Source organism: Shewanella sp. H8, from assembly GCF_040285065.1.
Classification (GTDB): Bacteria; Pseudomonadota; Gammaproteobacteria; order Enterobacterales; family Shewanellaceae; genus Shewanella; species Shewanella polaris.
The window spans coordinates 2,868,389-2,889,008 of sequence record NZ_CP157213.1 but is presented as its reverse complement, the minus strand read 5'-3'; the positions used below and the strand labels follow the sequence as shown (position 1 = coordinate 2,889,008).

14 protein-coding genes and 1 pseudogene are annotated in these 20,620 nt (G+C 41.6%); 7 read left to right on the top strand and 8 right to left on the bottom strand.

Annotation, left to right across the window (positions count from 1 at the left end):
- Positions 1 to 109 precede the first annotated feature (109 nt).
- From ABIS04_RS12535 to ABIS04_RS12515, 5 genes are all read right to left on the bottom strand, one after another.
- On the bottom strand, positions 110 to 1,696 hold the full coding sequence (locus ABIS04_RS12535; protein WP_350431269.1) for a tryptophan halogenase family protein: 1,587 nt from the start codon (positions 1,694 to 1,696) through the stop codon (positions 110 to 112).
- Between the two features lie 308 nt (positions 1,697 to 2,004).
- The gene (locus ABIS04_RS12530) at positions 2,005 to 4,941 is read right to left on the bottom strand and encodes a TonB-dependent receptor (protein WP_350431268.1); all 2,937 of its coding nucleotides are present in this window, start codon (positions 4,939 to 4,941) and stop codon (positions 2,005 to 2,007) included.
- A gap of 557 nt (positions 4,942 to 5,498) precedes the next feature.
- Positions 5,499 to 6,500, bottom strand: a complete 1,002-nt coding sequence (locus ABIS04_RS12525) for a LacI family DNA-binding transcriptional regulator (protein WP_350433433.1) — start codon at positions 6,498 to 6,500, stop codon at positions 5,499 to 5,501.
- Positions 6,501 to 6,555: 55 nt separating this feature from the next.
- On the bottom strand, positions 6,556 to 7,884 hold the full coding sequence (locus tag ABIS04_RS12520) for a glycoside-pentoside-hexuronide (GPH):cation symporter (protein ID WP_350431267.1): 1,329 nt from the start codon (positions 7,882 to 7,884) through the stop codon (positions 6,556 to 6,558).
- A 93-nt stretch (positions 7,885 to 7,977) separates the two neighbouring features.
- Positions 7,978 to 9,309, bottom strand: a complete 1,332-nt coding sequence (locus ABIS04_RS12515; RefSeq protein WP_350431266.1) for a GH1 family beta-glucosidase — start codon at positions 9,307 to 9,309, stop codon at positions 7,978 to 7,980.
- Between the two features lie 381 nt (positions 9,310 to 9,690).
- On the opposite strand from ABIS04_RS12515, the gene fucP reads away from it, so the two are divergent.
- The 7 genes and pseudogenes from fucP to ABIS04_RS12480 all read left to right on the top strand — a co-directional run.
- Entirely contained in the window at positions 9,691 to 10,998 is a 1,308-nt protein-coding gene (gene fucP, locus ABIS04_RS12510) for an L-fucose:H+ symporter permease (protein ID WP_350431265.1), read from the top strand.
- A gap of 10 nt (positions 10,999 to 11,008) precedes the next feature.
- Positions 11,009 to 13,648 (top strand): glycoside hydrolase family 3 N-terminal domain-containing protein, encoded by a 2,640-nt coding sequence (locus tag ABIS04_RS12505; RefSeq protein WP_350431264.1) that lies wholly within the window; start codon positions 11,009 to 11,011, stop codon positions 13,646 to 13,648.
- A 364-nt stretch (positions 13,649 to 14,012) separates the two neighbouring features.
- The gene (gene cysQ / locus ABIS04_RS12500) at positions 14,013 to 14,813 is read left to right on the top strand and encodes a 3'(2'),5'-bisphosphate nucleotidase CysQ (protein WP_350431263.1); all 801 of its coding nucleotides are present in this window, start codon (positions 14,013 to 14,015) and stop codon (positions 14,811 to 14,813) included.
- A 73-nt stretch (positions 14,814 to 14,886) separates the two neighbouring features.
- The gene (gene mak, locus ABIS04_RS12495; RefSeq protein ID WP_350431262.1) at positions 14,887 to 15,792 is read left to right on the top strand and encodes a fructokinase; all 906 of its coding nucleotides are present in this window, start codon (positions 14,887 to 14,889) and stop codon (positions 15,790 to 15,792) included.
- A 173-nt stretch (positions 15,793 to 15,965) separates the two neighbouring features.
- Complete coding sequence (locus tag ABIS04_RS12490; RefSeq protein WP_350431261.1) at positions 15,966 to 16,754, top strand: ElyC/SanA/YdcF family protein; 789 nt, start codon at positions 15,966 to 15,968, stop codon at positions 16,752 to 16,754.
- Positions 16,755 to 16,793: 39 nt separating this feature from the next.
- The gene (locus ABIS04_RS12485; protein WP_371833603.1) at positions 16,794 to 17,474 is read left to right on the top strand and encodes a DUF2982 domain-containing protein; all 681 of its coding nucleotides are present in this window, start codon (positions 16,794 to 16,796) and stop codon (positions 17,472 to 17,474) included.
- Positions 17,475 to 17,544: 70 nt separating this feature from the next.
- Positions 17,545 to 17,835 (top strand): annotated as a pseudogene (locus ABIS04_RS12480) (GFA family protein); the annotation flags it as partial.
- A 275-nt stretch (positions 17,836 to 18,110) separates the two neighbouring features.
- Here the strand turns inward: ABIS04_RS12480 and ABIS04_RS12475 are convergent.
- From ABIS04_RS12475 to galE, 3 genes are all read right to left on the bottom strand, one after another.
- The gene (locus ABIS04_RS12475; protein ID WP_350431260.1) at positions 18,111 to 18,458 is read right to left on the bottom strand and encodes a polymer-forming cytoskeletal protein; all 348 of its coding nucleotides are present in this window, start codon (positions 18,456 to 18,458) and stop codon (positions 18,111 to 18,113) included.
- 111 nt (positions 18,459 to 18,569) lie between these two features.
- On the bottom strand, positions 18,570 to 19,055 hold the full coding sequence (gene napF / locus ABIS04_RS12470; protein WP_350431259.1) for a ferredoxin-type protein NapF: 486 nt from the start codon (positions 19,053 to 19,055) through the stop codon (positions 18,570 to 18,572).
- 426 nt (positions 19,056 to 19,481) lie between these two features.
- The gene (galE, locus tag ABIS04_RS12465; protein ID WP_350431258.1) at positions 19,482 to 20,507 is read right to left on the bottom strand and encodes a UDP-glucose 4-epimerase GalE; all 1,026 of its coding nucleotides are present in this window, start codon (positions 20,505 to 20,507) and stop codon (positions 19,482 to 19,484) included.
- Positions 20,508 to 20,620: the final 113 nt, after the last annotated feature.

Genomic DNA, 20,620 nt, shown 5'->3' with positions numbered 1-20,620 from the left:
ATCTTGTTCGTTCAAATACGTTGTTATGATTATTGTAGGTGATCCATGGTGCTAGTCGTTGCTAGAGCTAATCATTTTAAATACTAGCAGCTTGCTCTGCTAAAGTAGGTTACATTTTAGAAAACCCATATTGAGCCACTTTTTCAAGTAAAGCGCGATTGCTGAGTAAGTTATTGCTTAATGCTTTAGTGCGTTGCTGGTTATCGTTAAAAAGTCGTTGGGCGAGTTGCTGCATTGATGGTTTTACATGTGTGGGCAACTGAGTGTTAAATCCCATTCCATACAATACATATTGAAAACTAGCCGCAGGAAACAATGCTTCTTTGTAGCTAATGTCTTGTTGGCTTGGCACTTGGTAGCGCCACAATTCAAGTTGCGCCTGTAAGCTGTCGGGTATCGATTTGTTGTCGCGATGATCGCGCCAATAACCATCCACTTCACGCTTGCTTATCACATAATGTAGCTTTAAGAAGTCGATAATTTGTTGCCAGTGTAATTGGTAGCGCTGGTTGACCCTTGCAGCTATGGTGTCCATTACTTGACGATTTGGCGGTAATTGCTGCGCTAAGCTTGATGCTGTCCATTCAATTAATGCTAATGCAGAGGCTTCTAATGGTTCAATAAACCCAGCCGACATGCCAATGGCAATACAGTTATTTTGCCAACATTTGGCTCTGTAACCAGGATTAAAGGACAATTTACGCGGTTGAAGTTTATCGGCACTCGCAGTATCACCCCCTAAATAGTTAATCAAGGTTTGTTCGGCGCTGGCGTCATTGGTGTGACTTGATGAATACACATAACCCACGCCCTTACGTGTTGGCAGGCCTATGTCCCAAATCCAACCGTTTGGTTGCGCTGTTGCATGAGTACAAGAGGCGATAGGACTATCTTCATTAACATAAGGCACTTGTACAGCAAGGGCGCTGTCATTAAATAATACTGATTTTTGGCATAAAAACGGTACCTGTAAATGCTCACCTAACAATAGTGACTTGGCACCAGTGCAGTCGATAAATAATTGGCCGCTAATTTCACCATGCTCTTTGGTTATCAGTTTATCAATATCGCCTTGGTCAGTATTAACAATTTGGCAGACATGATCGCGAATATGCTTTACGCCAAGCTTTTGGGTGCAATGTTCGCTTAATAGTTGACTGAATTTTCCGGCGTTGAGGTGATAGCCATAATTATTTTGGAAGTGATACTGTGGTGATGAAATGGCTTTTGGTGCTAACCCCAGTTGAGTCAGAACTTCTTGGCTACTCACTGCCTCTGCAAAACTCACTTGGTCTGCATGGGGTAACCAAAATGGGCATAAGTCGAGTTCTTGATGGCCGTGGGGCAAGCTAAAGGGATGTAAATAACTGTCAGATTGAGTTTTTGAGGGCTTATTAACTGAGTCATGGCGCCAATTAATAAATCGAGAACCTTGTTTAAAGCTAGCGTCACAACGGCGAATAAACTCGTTTTCATCAATACCAATTTTGCTCAAGGTTGAACGCATAGAAGGCCAAGTACCTTCGCCTACGCCTATAGTGGCAACGTCGGGTGATTCTATTAGGGTTATCGTTAACTTTGGGTCGTGGGCCAGAACACCTTTGTCGACATTATGCTCAGCAGCCAGTAATCCAGCGGTTATCCAACCGGCTGTACCGCCACCAACAATGACTATTTGGGTGATTGGTTTTTGCATAATATTTACCTACGCCTTTGGCGTTATTGTTATTTTGTGTTTGTAATGCAGGTTTTATAATGTTCAAGTCACATCATAAGTAGAATTCAGGAAAATGTAACCACTTTCAAATTGGGTTCTTCAATATTGGCTTATGTTGTTGTTGCCAAGCTCCTTTATCAAAAAACAAAAATAGTAACGTCCTTGTTACTTAATATCTAGCAAAAAGAGGTGATAAAGTTTATTCACCTCAACGACCTTAAAGGAGACTTCAGTGCATTCCATCCAATATTGGATATTAGGCGGAATGTCACTTAGCTCAATATCATTTAGAAAGTGTAACGAGCACCTAAGCTATAGCGTGCGCCAGTTTCCGTTAGGTTTAACACTTGCTCGTCAGCACGTCCGTGAACACGGGTGTACTCTTCAGTAATGTTAAGTCCTTCGAAAAACACCGTTAAGCCTTCAACTGATTCGATGTCATAGCTGACTGACAAATCAATTTGTGAGTAGGCTTCTGTGTACTGTGGGTTTGCACCAGTACCTTGACTTGTAGAGTTTAAAAACTCATCGCGCCAGTTGTAAGCCACACGCGCTTGGAAACCATAATTTTCATAAACTAACACGGCGTTAGCAGTGTCACTGATGCCTATCAATGCTGATTGCGCTTCAAACGAGTAATTATCGTAAGCCTGATCACTATCAACTAGGGTGTAGTTGGCAATCACACCAAAACCAGTTTCACCAAAGAAGTGCTGAACGGCAAATTCCCAACCATCAATCACTGAACTATCAGCGCTGTTTGATGGTGTTGTGATATTGAAGTTTAATAACTCATCATTATTTGCAGCACTGCCGCTAATGATTTGATTAGCAACATCTACAGCAGCATTGCTAGCATAGTTTGCGAAAATGTAGTCACGAACAGCGCCAGCTTCAGTTGTACCTGTTGCAGCAACTGCAGCTTTGTATAAATCACCTGATGCAGGGTTATAAATGCCGTTAGTGGTACTAACAGTCTCAGAGCTGATAAAGTTTTTAGTGTCTTTACGGAAGTATCCAATAGACATGTAGCTAGACGGGGCGTAATACCACTCAGCAGAGAAGTCGATATTTTCAGATTCTAATGGCAATAATGTAGGGTTACCTGCTGAACCACCGCCATTACTTCGGTTGGCAAGGGTTGCTAATACAGTACCACCTTGAATAGCCGTATAATCAGGGCGACCAATTGTCTCACTGTAAGCAGCACGAAGCATTACATCTTCTACCACTTCGATATTAAAGTTGAAGCTTGGTAATAAGTAATCGTAATCACCTGATTTAGTTTCAAATACCTGCTCACCAGTGCCAACTAAAGCGATTTCAGTTTCAGCAATCCAATCTGCACCATTATAGCCCGCTACAGCAGCTGTTGATGTTACATCAGTTTGCTCATAACGAAGTCCGAAATGCACGTCATACGGCATGCCTGCAATTTCGTTATCGTAGTTATACTGTATATAAACAGCTTGAGATTCTTCTTCTGTATAACGATCTGTTTCAGCAGCATAATTTGTAGAAGGGCAGAAGCCATTTCCACAATCACCACTCACTGAAGAGGCATAATTTGCTGCTGCGAAGTCACGTACTGCGGCAAAATCCCACATGAAAATGGTATCTAATACATCGAAGTTGCCATCTGCAAGCGAGAAATCACCGCCATTTGCATCAAATTTGTCTTGAATAGTATCTGCTGGGAACCAGGCATCTTCAAAGTCACCAGCCGAACCCACGCCACCCCAATCGTTACGTTGTACGTTAACGCTTTGCGAGTGATTATTAACATTCGTTAGGGCAATACCAAAGTCGATGCTACCAGCATCTTCAAATAGATATTCACCGTCAAACTGATATTGATCAATTTCAGACTTATTGCGTGAGTTACCAAAAACAGAACCTGTGAGCATCATGTCTGCAGGTGTCACTGCGTTTCCACCACCAACAGCAAGTATTGGTAAATCACCGCTAAAGTCAGTTGCTGCACTGGTTCGTACAAAAGCCGCGGTACTTAAGTTGTTACTTGAACCATAAAGGTTGTTAGGTTTGTTTTCTGCGGTTGAATTGTGAGCATCAAAGGTTAACTTTAAGTCGTCGCTAGCCTGCCATTCAATGTTAAAACCTAATGAACCACTTTCGTTACGTACGCCATAATCACCTGCAGCCATAGATAAGTCAGCTGGTGAATCGTAGGTTTCTGAATAGATGAGTGGTGAGGCGATAGGACCGTCACTCCAAACGTTTTCAGATGGTACAAAGTTAAACCATGCTGATACATCGTTAGATTGAGTATCAATATCGTTACGCATGTAGGTATAGTCTAAAGTCGCTACTACGCTATCAACAGGGCTGTACTGTAAAACTAGTTGGCCGTTAGTACGTGTACGTTGCTGCTCTTCAAAGCGATAAACTGTGGTTTGCGGTACTGAATAAATGTCATCATCACCTGGGCGATTGATTTGAGTATCGTCTTTAGCTACGCCACCCCAATCACTGTTATCAGCAGTACCTGGGAAGCTGCGCCAGCCTGTGCCGACTTGGGCCTGTTGGTTACCACTTTCACGTTCTTGATAACTGGCTGAAAGCGAAATACCAAATTTGTCATCTGCAAAAGTATTCGAATATAAACCAGATAATTCAGGTGTTACTGAGCCATTATCTGTTGATTGATCATCAACCGCTTTTACACCAAATGTCGCTTTTAAGCCCGGAGAACTGAAGGGTCTATGGGTTAAGATATCGATAGTCGAACCGATACCACCGGTTGAATCTGATGCTTGGCTAGTCTTATGAACTTCAACACCGCTGATACTTTCTGAAGCAATGTTAGCAAAGTCAAATGAGCGCGAACCTGTAGTCACAGGCATTTGGCGACCATTTAGAGTGATTAAGTTGTAGTCTGGACCAAAACCACGCACAGACACTTTACTGCCCTCACCGTTAGATCGGTCAATTGACACACCGGTAATACGCTGAAGTGATTCAGCTAAGTTAGTATCAGGAAACTTACCGATATCTTCAGCAGAAATAGAGTCTACGACTCCACTTGATGAGCGCTTAACATCCATCGATTTAATTAAACTGCCACGAATACCTGTGACCTGTAACACTTCGATATTTTCATCACTAATCTCATCAGCAGCATAAGCAGGTAGCATACTGCTAACGCCTAGCACGACAGATAAACTGGTCGCAAGTTTAGTTTTTGTAAATTTTGTTGTTTTCATCTAGGAAATCCCCATTGACTAGATTTTACTTCTCTCAAAATTGCGGGTAGGCGCAAATCGTTTTTTTTTTACTCTATCCACGCGATAATCATTATTTATAATTGTTGTGTTATAAAACATCTAATGTAAGCGCTTACATAAAACTAGTGTAAAATGTGACCTTAGTCAACAAAAACAACTTCGAATTATTACATTTCATTAACCGTGGTGTTTATTATCGCACACGCTTATTTTTTAATCCTTGTTTTTAAATGATTTAATTTACTATGTTTATTGAAAATAAAATGTAAGCGCTTTCTTTTGTTGCGGGAAATGTTACGGGAATGATGGGGGGTATACTGCAAATTTATTCTACAAATTGAGTGTGAATTATCAAATGCTGGCAGGATATTAACCAGAAACTATTAAGTGCTTAACGTTAATGGCTTTGTAAGTTGTCTTGGGGATGATTGTTGGCAGCAGGGTAATCGCTAACGAGAAAGTGCATCTACGTTGCGTAAATGCATTTATTGGCTAAATGTGAGACATAAAATCAGGAGACGAGTTTGTTTGAAGCGCTAATTGATCGATTTGGTTGACGTTCGAATAAATAGTTCGGGTTGAAATGAGCGTTCAATGACGACGTCTTTATCGTTGTACACTTGTTGAAGTACCCAACGAGCAGCCATTTTTCCCATTTCATGAATTGGGTTGCTGACGGTAGACAATTTAGGTGAAATATATTGTGGGAAGGGGATATTATCGTAACCAATAAATGAAATATCTTCCGGTACACGTAACCCATGCTCTAAGCATACAGCAATCGCCCCAGCGGCCATTTGATCGTTGGCGCACACTACAGCGGTTATCGGCTTGTTTAACGATAATAAATGTTCCATTGCATTACTTCCACCCAGTTCTCGGAAATCACCTTCATAACAAAGCATTTCATCAAACGGAACATGGTACTTTTGCAATGCTCTTTTATGGCCTTTTAAGCGATCACGCACATCGAGTTTGAAAAGCGGTCCCGAAATATAGGCAAGTTGTTTATGACCCAGGGATAAAATGTGTTCAGTTGCCATGAAACCACCTTGTTCATTTTCCAGGTAAACACAGCGATCTTTAATGTCCTCTATATAGCGGTTAATAAAGACGATGGGCGTTGAGGCTTTACTGAGTTCAATTAAATATTCGTCAGATACGGCTTCAACATCTAGAATGAGTGCGTCGCAACCACGACTCAGTAAAAATTCCACCCCTTCTTTTTCTTGTTTTTCATCGCTGTGCCCCGCGGCAATGATGACGTGTTTATTGGCACTGCGAAGCGCAGTTTCAATTTCGGTCATCATAGGTCCATAAAATGGACCATCCAGTTGCGATACCAACACTCCGACACTGTTTGAACGGTTTGATGCTAATGATTGGGCAATAGTGTTGGGGCGATAGCCTAATGACTCCATCGCATCAAGTACTTTTTGTTTGGTTTTATCGCTGACCTTGGTGTTGTTATTCATCACTCTGGACACAGTTGCCAGAGATACACCCGCCATTACAGATACATCGTAAATTGTTGCCATATAATTAGTTTGCAAAAGCCATCTTGGAGCACATGGCTCCAAGACTAACACGCTTTTATTTTGCTTCTCTATTTAATTCTAAGTGAATTTGGTCGACTTTTTGATTATCTAAAATGTACCAACGCATCACGAATGCGACTAATATAGAACCAATCGCAGGGTAGAGGGTGAAGGATAATAATATTCCTTGCTGAGTGTCGACGGTTTGCATTGTATCAGCTTGGTAACCATAACCTGCCAATAGCCAACCAGCAGCAGCACCGCCAATGGCAACGCCTAATTTAATGAAGAAGATTACCGAAGAGTAAATCATCCCGGTAATGCGGACACCATTTTTGTATTGGCCATAATCCACTACGTCTGCCATTTTTGCCCATAATAATGGGGTAGACATATTAAAAGTGAAGCCCCAAATAATAAACATGAAGAAAGCTAGCACCACTTGGTCACTAGGGACAAAGTAACTCATTACACATAATGCCGCAGCGAGTAATTGTAGGGTGATGTAAGCTTTCACTTTACAGAAACGTTTTGCTAAAGGTTGAGCTAATATACAACCGAATATATTACCGACCATGCCTAGCGTAATGAATAAGGTAATTGAGTCGGGCATATTGAGGTAATATTTAACATAGTAAATGGCTAAACTAGTGCGCAATACCATGCCTGATAATAAGCACACAGAGGCAACAGATAACACCCGCCATTGATCGTTTTTGATCATATCGCCAAAGTCTTTTTTGAAGCTAGACTGTTGATCAACTGGGGGGTGCAAACGTTCTTTTGTACCCCAAAAGCACACCAAAAACATCGCTACACCCAATATGCTCATGGCTGTAATGGTTAATTGGTAACCTTTAGCTTGGTCGCCTTCACCTAAAAACTCGACTAATGGCAGGGTTAAACCTGACACTAATAAACCGCCAAGCATTGCAAACACAAAACGGTAAGACTGTACTGATACGCGTTCTTTGGGATCGGCTGTTAGTACACCGCCTAACGCACAATACGGAATGTTAATCGCGGTATACACCATCATTAATGCAGTATAGGTGACGAAGGCATAAATCATTTTGCCATCTTCAGTTAAATCAGGGGTCGTAAAGGCCAAAACACTAATGAAACCGAATGGCAGTGCAAACCATAACAAGTAGGGTCTAAATTTACCCCAGCGGGTATTGGTTCTGTCTGCAAGAGCCCCCATTAAGGGATCCGTAACGGCATCGATTAAGCGAACGGCCAAAAACATGGTGCCGACAAATGCTGGCGAAATACCGAAAATATCGGTATAGAAAAAGGTTAAAAACAGCATCACGGTTTGGAACACTATGTTACTCGCAGTGTCCCCAAGTCCGTAGGCTATTTTCTCTTTGATACTAATCATACATGCCTCAATTATTGTTGTTATTAATTAAAATGATGCGACTGTTTGAAGTTGAGTAAGTCGTTTATGTAACAAAATGCACTGATTCAATGACTATTTTCTCGCGCTGATAAAGTCTCGATACTCATAGGCACTGGATTTTAGTGTTCGCTGTTGAGTTTGGTAGTCAACATAGACTATTCCGAAACGTTTTAAATAACCTTCCGCCCACTCAAAGTTATCCATTAAGCTCCAGGCAAAGTAGCCTACAACGTTCACTCCTTGCTCAATAGCGTTATTAACGGCATTTAAATGGCCATTATAATATTCGACTCTATCTTGATCATCTACCTTACCATTAACCAGTTTATCGTCCATCGCCGCACCGTTTTCAGTTATGTATATTGGTGGTAAGGGATAAAGAGCATTTAATGAGGTTAATAAATCAGTAAAGGCTTGTGGGTAAATTTCCCAACCAATGTCTGTTTTAGGTTTATCGACCATGTCTACTTGGCTAAAACCATTTACCGCATTCGCTTCATATACTGCACGGGTGTAGAAATTGATGCCTAAAAAGTCGATAGGTTGAGCAATAATATCAAAATCGCCATCTTCGATGATGGGAACATCTTCAACTGCAAAATCATAAATTATTTCTGGATAACAACGATCAAAGAGTGGCTTTATGTACCATTGGTTGAAGTACTGATCGGCTTTGCTGGCTGCTTCGACATCGGCTGCGGAATCGGTTGCGCTATAACAAGGGGTAAAGTTAAGCACGATACCATTTAAGCTATTAGGGCTATTCTTTTGCAAAACTTTCATGGCTAAGCCATGAGCCAATAATAAATAGTGCGCTGATTGGCGTCCATAAGCTTTTTTGGCTAATCCTGGTGCATGTACTCCGATTTCATAACCTAAGTACGAGCTGCAAAAAGGTTCGTTAAATGTGGCGTACGAGTAAACTCTATCACCAAATGCTTGAGTGATTTTGTCGGCATAATCAGCAAAAAGGTATGCTGTTTCACGATTTAACCAACCGCCATTGTCTTCAATATGTTGTGGTAAATCCCAGTGGTATAAAGTAACAAAAGTTTTAATTCCACGTTGATTTAACTCATCGATTAAGTCGGTATAAAACTTAACACCTTGTGGATTTAGGCTGCCATCTTTGTTCATTACTCGCGGCCATGAAATCGATAAACGGTAAGCGTCAACACCTAATGATTCAATTAAATCGACATCTTCACGCCATAATTTGACATGCTCGCAAGCTTGTTCTCCGTCTGAACCATCACGAATTTTCCCTGGAGTGGCACAAAATGTGTCCCATATACAAGGGAGGCGTGATGCCACTGCGCCTTCAATTTGAAAAGAAGCAGTCGCCACACCAAAGGTGAACGCTTTTGAATGCATTTTGGAATCGGCTGGTAACATAATTTTCATATTTTAATTCACTTAGTATTGATTAATTTTTTCTATTTTTATGATTAACTAATTTGCTTGAAACATACTGGTAATGGCGTTGTGCCACGTTAGTTACACAGTAAAGATTATGCTCTAGTAGTTAAAAATCGTTGACATCAGTTATCGATATGTTAAAAATGAAAGCGCTTACATTGAGATTAGTGATTAATTATCCAAAGGTCAATAATTGATTTGGCTAATTATTAAATCATCATCTACTTGAACAGGTATGGGGAAGGTGATGAGTCAAATAGCGAGAGTTTACGGGGGAGTTAACTTTCAAACGACGATGATTGATTTTGATTCACTGTCATTATGGGCAGAAACCCAAATAACGATTAACAAAAATAAGGGAATGTCATGGCGACTTCACAACTTCAATCTGAACTGGCAAATGCCAATTCAACACACCAGCAAGGTAACTTTCGCTTTGCGTTAGTGGCATTAACATCATTATTTTTTATGTGGGGTTTCTTAACCTGCTTGAATGATATTTTAATCCCTTATCTAAAAAACATGTTCGACCTTAACTACACCCAAGCAATGCTGGTGCAGTTTTGCTTTTTTGGTGCCTATTTTATTGTGTCTATTCCAGCTGGTGCGCTAGTGGGTAAAATTGGTTATCAAAAAGGGATTATTACCGGATTGATTATTGCCTGCATTGGTTGTTTATTATTTTATCCATCAGCCAGTTATGGCTCATATAACATGTTTCTGTTTGCTTTTTTTGTATTGGCATCCGGTATTACTATTTTACAAGTTTCAGCAAACCCATATGTGAGTGTACTTGGGCCGGCTGAAACAGCATCATCAAGACTGACATTAACTCAAGCATTTAATTCGTTAGGTACGACTGTTGCGCCATTTTTTGGTAGTTGGTTAATTTTATCAACCGTTGAACACGATGAAAAAATCACTGAAGTTGGTGAAGTGATTGGTCAGTTGTCAGTACAGCAGCAGGCGAGTGCGGTACAAACTCCATATTTAATTTTAGCCGCGTCATTGTTTGCATTAGCACTTATTTTCATGTTGTTAAAATTACCGTTATTGGGAAAAAGAGAAGCTAAGTCTAAGACCTCTGCATCTGGGAGTGCTTGGCAGTATCCGCATTTAGTGTTGGGGGCAGTGGGGATTTTTGTCTATGTTGGCGCTGAAGTAGGTATTGGTAGTTTTCTGATTAGTTTTATTACTCAAGATGGAACGAGTGGCGTATCTGAATCTGAAGCTGCACATTATATAGCTTATTACTTTGGTGGCGCTATGGTGGGACGATTTATTGGCGCTGCAGTGATGCAAAAAATCAAAGCCGGTAAGGTGTTAGCATTTAATGCGTTATGTGCGTGTATTTTAGTTGCTGCTGCAATATTGAGTGCCGGCACTGTTGCCATGTGGGCATTACTGCTGGTTGGCTTGTGTAATTCAATTATGTTTCCCACTATTTTTAGCTTAGCGCTGCAAGATTTAAAACAACACACTAGCCAAGGTTCCGGTATTTTATGCTTAGCCATTGTCGGTGGCGCGGTACTCCCGTTATTACAAGGCATGTTAGCTGACAGTATGGGAATTCAATTTGGCTTTATTTTACCGCTATTATGCTACGGGTTTATTGGCTACTACGGTTTGATTGGATGTGATGCAAAACGCCCCGCGACAACTGAAAATGCTTAAGGGAAATAGAATGAAACAGACTCAATTGCAAGGTGTCACGAGAGTAAATATGCTAACAAAAATCAACTTAATAACCTTAGTGGGTTTGCTTGGGCTTAGCGGATGTACCGACAATCAAACCACTAACCAGCTTGCTACAGAAGCTGCGGTTGTTAAAGTCACTGCGGATGAAACGGCATCAAACACATTAGCCATTTGGCCTGAATTAACGCCAGCAATTGCAAAGAATCCTGTATTAGAAGCTAAGATTACTGAATTAGTTTCCAAAATGACACTTGAGCAAAAAGTCGCGCAGATGATCCAGCCTGAAATTCGCGATATCACTGTTGAAGATATGCGTCAATATGGGTTTGGGTCTTATCTTAACGGTGGTGGTGGTTATCCTAATAACGACAAACACGCTACGCCGGCAGATTGGATTGCGTTAGCAGAATCATTTTATCAAGCATCGATAGATGACAGCATCGATGGCATTAATATTCCTACCATGTGGGGTACTGATGCCGTACATGGTCATAACAACGTAATTGGTGCGACCTTATTTCCACATAATATTGGTTTAGGTGCCGCGAATAATCCAAAATTGATTGAGAAAATAGCAGCTATTACAGCTCAAGAAGTAATGGTTACGGGGATTGATTGGGTGTTTGCTCCCACTGTTGCTGTGGTGCGTGATGATCGCTGGGGCCGAACTTATGAAGGTTACTCTGAAGATCCACAGATTGTAAAAGCATATGCATATGCCATTGTCGAAGGCTTGCAAGGTTCTATTAAAGCCGATTTTTTATCTGACCAGCATGTTATTTCAACGGTAAAACATTTTATCGGTGATGGCGGAACTGAAAACGGCATTGATCAAGGTGATAACCTCGCCAACGAACAAGACTTATATGACATACATGCCCAAGGTTATGTGGGTGGCTTAAATGCTGGGGCGCAAAGTGTTATGGCCTCATTTAACAGCTGGCATGGGGTTAAGAACCATGGCAACAAATACCTGTTAACAGATGTGCTTAAAGATAAATTAAATTTCGATGGTTTCGTAGTGGGTGATTGGAATGGTCATGGACAAGTTGCTGGTTGTAGTAATGAATCTTGTGCTCAATCTGTCAATGCTGGATTAGATATTTTTATGGTGCCCACCGCGGCATGGAAACCGTTATACGAAAACACCATTGATCAAGTTAATAGCGGTGAAATTAGCCAAGCGCGGATAGATGATGCGGTAAGCCGTATTTTACGAGTGAAGTTTCGTGCGGGGTTGTTTGATAAACCTAGCCCTGCAAATCGTCCATTATCGGGTAAAACTGAATTAATAGGTCAAGCGAGTCATCGCGATGTTGCCCGTCAAGCGGTGCGCGAGTCGTTGGTGCTGCTTAAGAATAATCAATCGTTATTGCCGCTCAAGCCAAATGCAAAAGTACTTGTTGCTGGTGACGCTGCTGACAATATAGGTAAACAATCAGGGGGTTGGACGATTACTTGGCAGGGTACCGATAATAAAAACTCCGATTTTCCTGGTGCAACTTCAATTTATTCAGGTATCAAGCAGGTGGTCACCCAAGGCGGTGGAGAAGCAATGTTAAGTGTGACGGGTGAATTTAGCCCAGAACAGAAGCCTGATGTTGCCATTGTAGTGTTTGGCGAAGAACCTTATGCCGAGGGCAATGGTGATATTGATAACCTAGAATATCAACGTGGTGATAAGCGAGATTTGGCGTTATTGAAAAAGCTGAAGGCGCAAGGTATCCCTGTTGTATCAGTATTTATCAGCGGTCGCCCAATGTGGGTTAATCCTGAGTTTAATCAGTCAGATGCTTTTGTTGCTGCTTGGCTTCCAGGGTCTGAAGGCCAAGGTATTGCTGATGTGTTGTTCACTAAGCCAGACGGTAGTGTGGGTTATGATTTTGTCGGTAAATTATCATTTTCGTGGCCATCTACACCACAACAAACTCAAGTGAATGTGCCATTAGTACAAGATAAAAGTGTGCAAGCACAAGCTGACTATCAACCGCTTATACCTTACGGTTATGGGTTAAGCTATCAATCAGCATCAACCGATACGATAACCTTAGATAAGTTATCAGAAGATAATTTATCAACAACTCAAACACTTGAAGACTTAGCTTTATTTGAACGAGCAGTGAAATCTCCTTGGTCAATGTACATAGCGACCAATAATGAGCGACAGGGTTTATCAAGCAGCGTGGCAAACAATCGTGCACTGAATATTCGTACTATGGATCGCGTAGTGCAAGAAGATGCACGCTTAGTCTCTTTTAATGGTAGTGAACAAGGAACGGTTGGTTTAATCAGTAATTTTCCGCGCGACTTTAGAGCCTATAGCAATCGTGATTCAGTGTTATCTGTAAGTATTAACGCGCTGCAATTAGTGCAAAAACCGTTGTGGTTAGGTTTGGCGTGTGAAGGTAATTGTCGTCAACAAGTGGATATTACTGAGCTGGTTAATACTAAATTAGGTGAATGGCAAAATATCAATATTTCATTGGCTTGTTTTGCAGGTGAACCAATGGACTTTGGTAAAATTACGATACCATTTTACCTCACGACTGACGCTAAAGTAGACATCAGTTTTAGTGATGTTGTTATTAAAACAACTTCAACTGAAAATACGATTCGATGTAATTAATCAATGAATCGTTAACGCTCTGGTTAGAACTTACCTATATAGGTATGTTCTAACCAAGAGTCACTGAAATTTAAGTGGTTAAATGATAGTGCTACATTCTATTTACGGGTTAGCTCCATAATTGAATACGAATGCATAAACACACTGTTTGTTTTGAGCCAGGCGACGCTTAGCTTAGTATAGAACTGGTTTCGTTTTGTTGCAGATATGTTGTGTCAATGTGGTGGTTTTATCTGCTGATTTTTTGAGTCCTTTTGGATAAGTACAATTAAAAAGTTATCAATCAATGATGTGAAAAGTGGCATAATGTCATATCGATAATGTGTTGATCGCTAGCGCGATATGAATTTTATAAGGAATTGATTTGTCTAACATTGTATTTTCTAAAATAGACTTGCAGCTGATAGTGACACTTGCCAAGCAAGCTGGTGAAGCCATTATGCAGGTTTATGCTCAAACTGATCTGCAGATTGAAGTGAAGCAAGACGATAGTCCGGTTACTGCTGCTGATATCGCTAGTCACAATGTGATTGTCGCTGGGCTTAAGCATCATTTTGCAGACATTCCAGTTATGAGTGAAGAAGCGGCTGATATTAGTTGGGCTGAACGCCAAACGTGGCAAACATATTGGCTTATCGATCCTCTGGATGGCACCAAAGAGTTTATTAAACGCAATGGTGAATTTACCGTCAATATTGCGCTTATTGATCAAGGTAAAGCGATTGCGGGTGTTGTGTATGCGCCAGTGTTAGATAAATGCTATAGCGGCATAGTCGGCCAGGGAGCTTGGCTTGAGCATAACGGCTTGATAGCAACATTAGATATTCATAATCGGGAATTGCAATCGCCACCTATTGTGGTGGGGAGTCGTTCCCATATTAGCCCTGATGTTGCCGCCTATTTACAGACTATTGGTGAGCACAAGATGCTCAGTGTTGGTAGCTCGTTAAAGTTTTGCATGATCGCAGAAGGTCAAGCGGATGTTTATCCAAGATTAGGCCTTACTAGTGAATGGGATACTGCAGCCGCGCAAGCGGTATTAGAAAGTGCGGGTGGACAGGTAGTCGAATATCCTGCGCTAACACCGCTGCAATATAACCAGAAAGAAAATATTTTAAATCCGTATTTTATTGCCGCTTCATCGGCATGGTTTGCACGTAAATAGCTGGAGTATCAATCAGCCTTTGTAAGCTAAATATGGAACCCCAATTAATAATAAACAAGTGGAGTGACAAGTTATGATGCGCATGGGCGTCGATCTCGGTGGTACTAAAATTGAAATAGTGGCGTTAGCCGAAGACGGTACTGAAATATTCAGAAAGCGCATTCCAACGCCAAAAAACTATCCAGGTACCATAGAAGCCATTGTCAGTTTAGTTGCTGATGCGGAATCGGCAACGAAGCAAACCGGTTCTGTTGGTGTGGGTATTCCTGGTGTGGTATCTCCGTTTACTGGATTAGTTAAAAACTCTAATTCCACTTGGATTAACGGCCATCCTTTAGACAAAGATTTAAGCGAAGTATTACACCGAGAAGTACGTGTTGCCAACGATGCCAACTGTTTTGCTGTTTCTGAGGCTGTAGATGGCGCAGCCGCGGGTAAACGCCTAGTATTTGGCGGTATAATTGGTACCGGTTGTGGTGCGGGCATATCTATAAATGGCACTGTTCATGCTGGTGGTAATGGCATTGCTGGTGAATGGGGCCACAACCCGTTACCTTGGATGACACCTGATGAGTTTAATAGCACAACGTGTTTTTGTGGGAATCGCGATTGTATCGAAACCTTTATTTCGGGCACAGGCTTTATCCGAGACTTTCGCGCCGCAGGCGGAGTCGCTACCAGTGGTATTCAAATTTCTGAGATGATGCAGCAAGGTGATCCGCTGGCAACCGCGGCATTTAAGCGTTTTATCGATCGTTTAGCGCGTTCACTCGCACATGTGATTAATATGATGGACCCAGACATCATTGTATTGGGTGGTGGCGTATCTAACATTGACGCCATTTACACTGAGTTACCTTTATTATTACCAAAATACGTTGTCGGCCGTGAGTGCGAAACTCAAGTCGTGAAGAATCAATTTGGCGCATCATCGGGCGTTCGTGGGGCTGCATGGTTGTGGGGCAAAGACGAAAAATAGTCTCAACATTATATCGATGATAGTCAATCCCAATTCAAATCGTTAAGAGTTCACTCACTAAACGGCACTTAAACAGTGCCGTTTTTGTTATAGGAATAACTGTCGCTAGGGTTTGTATTCGGAGCTGATAACGATAAACTAGCGGCAGTTTTTATTGATTAAGTGATATACGGATGTTTTGGCTTAAGAAAGTGTTATCCCAGTTAGTGATGCCCATTCCCTTCAGCATAATGTTATTAATTATTGCAGCCATTTTATGGCGAACCCAGCGGGTAACCTTGCTGCGTTTCGGCCGAGTTGCATTAGTTATTGCTATATTGGCGCTAGTACTAACCAGCCAATCCCAAGTAAGTTATTTTTTAGCCGATTCGTTAGAGTCGCAGTATCAAGTTAACCATCAACCTATAACGGGCCGTTGTGTTGTGATGGTATTGGGGTCGGGTAATCTTGAGCTATCTGGCCATACAGCAGTACAGCAATTATCATCCACGGCACTGGCTCGTTTAAGTGAGGGAATACGGCAGTATGGTCTTGGTCAGCACTGTACCTTAGTCGTCAGTGGCTGGAGCGGTGGCAACCAACCTACCGCCCATGCGACTATGATGGCCCAAGCCGCACAAGAATTAGGGATCCCTAAAGCCAGTATATTGGTATTTAATCAACCTAAAGACACCATTGAAGAAGCTTATGCACTTAAAAGCATGATTGGCTATAAACCGTTTAGGTTAGTCACTTCGGCGACTCATATGCCACGTTCAATGCGAATTTTTACCTCACTGGGAATGCAACCTCAAGCAGCGCCCAGCGATTTTATTGCTAGCCGTGGTTATTGGTGGCGTTTAAATGCGGATCAGTTACTTACATCGCAACGAGCTATTCACGAATATGTGGGGATTTTATGGTTGCAAATAAAAGGTCTACCCACAGGTAACACTGTCGGCCTAATGAATAACCTAGAGTAATCCTATGTGGAATAAATTATCAATGAGAAGGATATTTTCGTGAGTGATGAGCAAATGCTAATCAGCCCTTATTCTAAGCGCAATGGCATAACACTCTCCATTGTTGGTGCAGTCAGTTTACTCGCTAGCTTGATTATTTTTATCGGGTTTAAAGGTTTTTTTGTACTGGGTATGTTGTGCTTTGCCCTTGGATCGGTAGGACTTATTTTAGGGTTTGCTAAACTGTATCAGCCAGCCGTGAGCTTTAAGTTAACCACTGAAGGTGTAGAATTTTTTCATCGTCGCGGACAAGTGTTTATTGAATGGCATAATATTCAACGCGTTGATAGCGTACGGGTAAATCAAAATATGGAGCTGATTGAACTGCCCTATATTGGTGTCAAACTTAAACAGATTAACCCTATTTTAGATTGTATTTCGCCACGTCTGGCCACCGGATTATTAACCGAACAACGTCCATTATTAATGACGGCCGCCACCCAAGATGAAGATTTACAAAGTTTAGAAGGTTATTTAGGCGTGGAATACACGCCGCTGCTGGTTAATGGCGATCGCTATCGTGGGGTATTGGCCATGTTTGGTCATCGTTGCCAAACGTTACATGAGCAGTTGGGGTATCATTTGTATTTATCCACCGACAGCTTAGACAGAGAACCAAAAGAGTTTGTAGCGTTGTTGCGCCAATGGCAACAGCAAACCCAATTGAAAGATGATGAATAGTGTTTTTAAAGCCAGAAGGTAAATTATGGCGCAAACGGATTTACTACAAGGTGGCTGATTATGCGGTGCCATCCGTTATCAAGTCAGTGGCCTGCCTTTTGATGCCGATCACTGTCATTGCAGTCAATGTCGTAAAAGCGCTGGCGCGGTATTGATGAGCTGGATGGATTTTCATCGTCAGCAAGTGCAGTGGTTACAAGGACAAGTGGCTGAGTTTGCGTCTTCAAACGATATCCGTCGTGGATTTTGTCAACAATGCGGCTGCTCATTGACTTTCCGACATCTGAGTTACCCGCAATACACTACATTATCGATCGCATCTTTAGATCAACCAGACCGAGTGCAACCGACTTATCATATTTAACCTGAACTCGGGATAAGAGATGATAATCTGATGATAAAGATCATGAACTTAAAAGTTAACCACTATCAAACTTGTCATTTGTTTTACTAACAAGGCGAATTGACGCGTCAATAGCGGGTCTATTGCAAGTTAATTCAACGCAGCTAGCAAAGCAAAGGGCTGTTTGAAAGGCGTTTGTTATCCCGAGTTCAGGTTATCTACACTGATGAACAAGTGAGTTGGTTAAAAATTGACGATAGTTGTCGACGTTATAAGGCCGCGAGAACGGTGGATTAAGCGTTGGTAGGTGTATCTCGGTGACGGTAACCTAAAAATTGGCCTCCGTCTAAAATCTCAATATTTTCACAATATGCATCACCTTCAAAAACACCTTGATCATGCAGGGTGACTTTTTTACAACGAGCTTCTCCCGTCAATTGTCCTGAAATCATCAACTCGCGACATAAAATATCACCATCAACGGTTCCGCTAGGCTCAATCGTTACATTGCCTTGGGCTTTTATATCACCGTTGATATAGCCAGCAATGAGCACGTCACCGCTAAAAATAAGTTTACCGGTTAAATGGCATTCTTGGGCGATGAAACTGAGTGAATTAGCAGGTTTTTTTTGACCAAACATCTTAGTGCTCTTATGGTTATATTGTGTGGGTAATATAGCGTTATCAATTGAGAAACAACATCAAAACAGCTAACAGTATTTGTGACAACCTTGACTTTTTTGTCGATAAACTTAGCTTGGATGGCCGATAAGTATTGCATCAGTAGGGCAAGGTGACACACATGCACCACAGCCAGTACAGGCATCAATGTCTATCACGGGTTTGGGGACTTGGCCTACCGCCATGATAAAGCTAATTGCGCGAGGATCGCAGGCGTCTTTACAGCTTTGACACCAGACTCCTTTAGCGGTTAAACAGCTATCTTTAATACTGGCGACAATTGTCCACGGCAATACCGCCGTGTCATCAAATACAGGTTCAGGACACACCTCAACGCATTGCTTACAAAAGGTGCATTCATTTTTAGTAAAATCAATTTCAGGAAAGCCACCTTCACCACGTTTAATGATTTGGGTTTCACAGGCGCTTATGCACTTATCACAGCGGGTGCAGTTGTCCGTAAATTCTTGGTCTGTTTTGCTCCAAGGCGGGCGAGTCACATTGGACTTTCTGCGACTAAAAAGATTACGACGACTTTGATTAATACCTTGGGTCATTTGGGTTCCAATTGGACTTAAACACATTTGCTGCAGTCAATATTAGCATTAACTGCAGCACCAAATTGTTAAGCGCTTGGCAATTCATACCAATTCCAATAATTATCTGGTCATTCAGCGAAAGTTCTGCACTTTCTAGGCAAGTAATAGGATTGTAGGCATAGTGCTCTCGGCAACTGCTCCTGCGTTGCTTTATCTCCTACATCTGACCACCATGGATGGTGGGAATGTCTTATTTTTTATGGAAAAAAATAGACCATGCCATCGTACGTCAAAATTCTATTAAGTAGCTAGGAGGTGCATAAACTCGCCCTGCGGGAGCCACTCAGGCTTTCCATTTTTTTGTTGCATTGCTCCATAAGGGAATAACCATTCTTTTAACAATGCGCCTCAAACTGAAAAACCTGAGTGACTCTGATTGATCTCCTAATTAATGGAGTTGGTATTGTAACCATCAGGATTATTTGATTGCCATTTCCAACTACTGTTGGCCATGTCTTCAACAGTATGGGTTGCACGCCAATCCAATTCTGTGGCGGCAAAGCTTGGGTCGGCATAACAGGCAGCAATATCGCCAGGACGACGAGGACTGATTTGATAAGCAATAGTTTTCCCGCAAGCTTTCTCAAATGCCTTGACCATGTCTAACACGCTGTAGCCTATGCCGGTACCGAGATTATAAGTCACCAAACCTGGTTTGGTTTGCAACTTTTTAAGCGCTTGTAAGTGGCCTACAGCTAAATCAACAACGTGGATATAGTCACGCACGCCAGTACCATCAGGAGTATTGTAGTCATTACCAAAGACACTTAACTTTTCACGCTTACCAACGGCAACTTGAGCAATAAACGGCATTAAGTTATTTGGAATATCGTTAGGGTCTTCGCCAATTAAGCCACTTTCGTGGGCGCCAACAGGGTTGAAATAACGTAGGCGGGCAATGTTCCAGCTGTTATCTGAGTTATGTAGGTCAGCTAAAATATATTCCACCATTAATTTTGATTGGCCATAAGGGTTGGTGGCACCCGTTGGAAAGTCTTCTTTAATCGGTAAGCTGGCTGGGTCGCCATATACGGTTGCCGATGAGCTGAACACTAAGTTTTTAACATTATTTTCAGCCATTACTTGGCATAAAATAATGGTGCCTGTGACGTTATTTTCGTAATATTTTAAAGGCTTAGCGACTGATTCTCCTACCGCTTTTAATCCTGCAAAATGAATCACTGATTCGATGCGATGGTCAGTAAAGACTTTTTGTAATAATGCTTTATTCAAAATGTCGCCTTGATAAAAAGTGACATCTTTTCCTGTAATAGTTCGCACTCGCGCCAATGCTTCGACACTTGAGTTTGATAGATTGTCTACGATGACGACTTCCTGTCCGGCCTTTAATAGCTCTACTACGGTATGTGTACCAATATAGCCAGCGCCACCGGTTACCAAAATTGTCATAGTTTAATCGTCCTGTGAATTAATGAACCAAGTTTTGTTTATATTGTAAATTATCACTGGCCAATCGTCAGTTAAATTATTGATGCAGCATCCAAATAAATGCTGAACGTTTT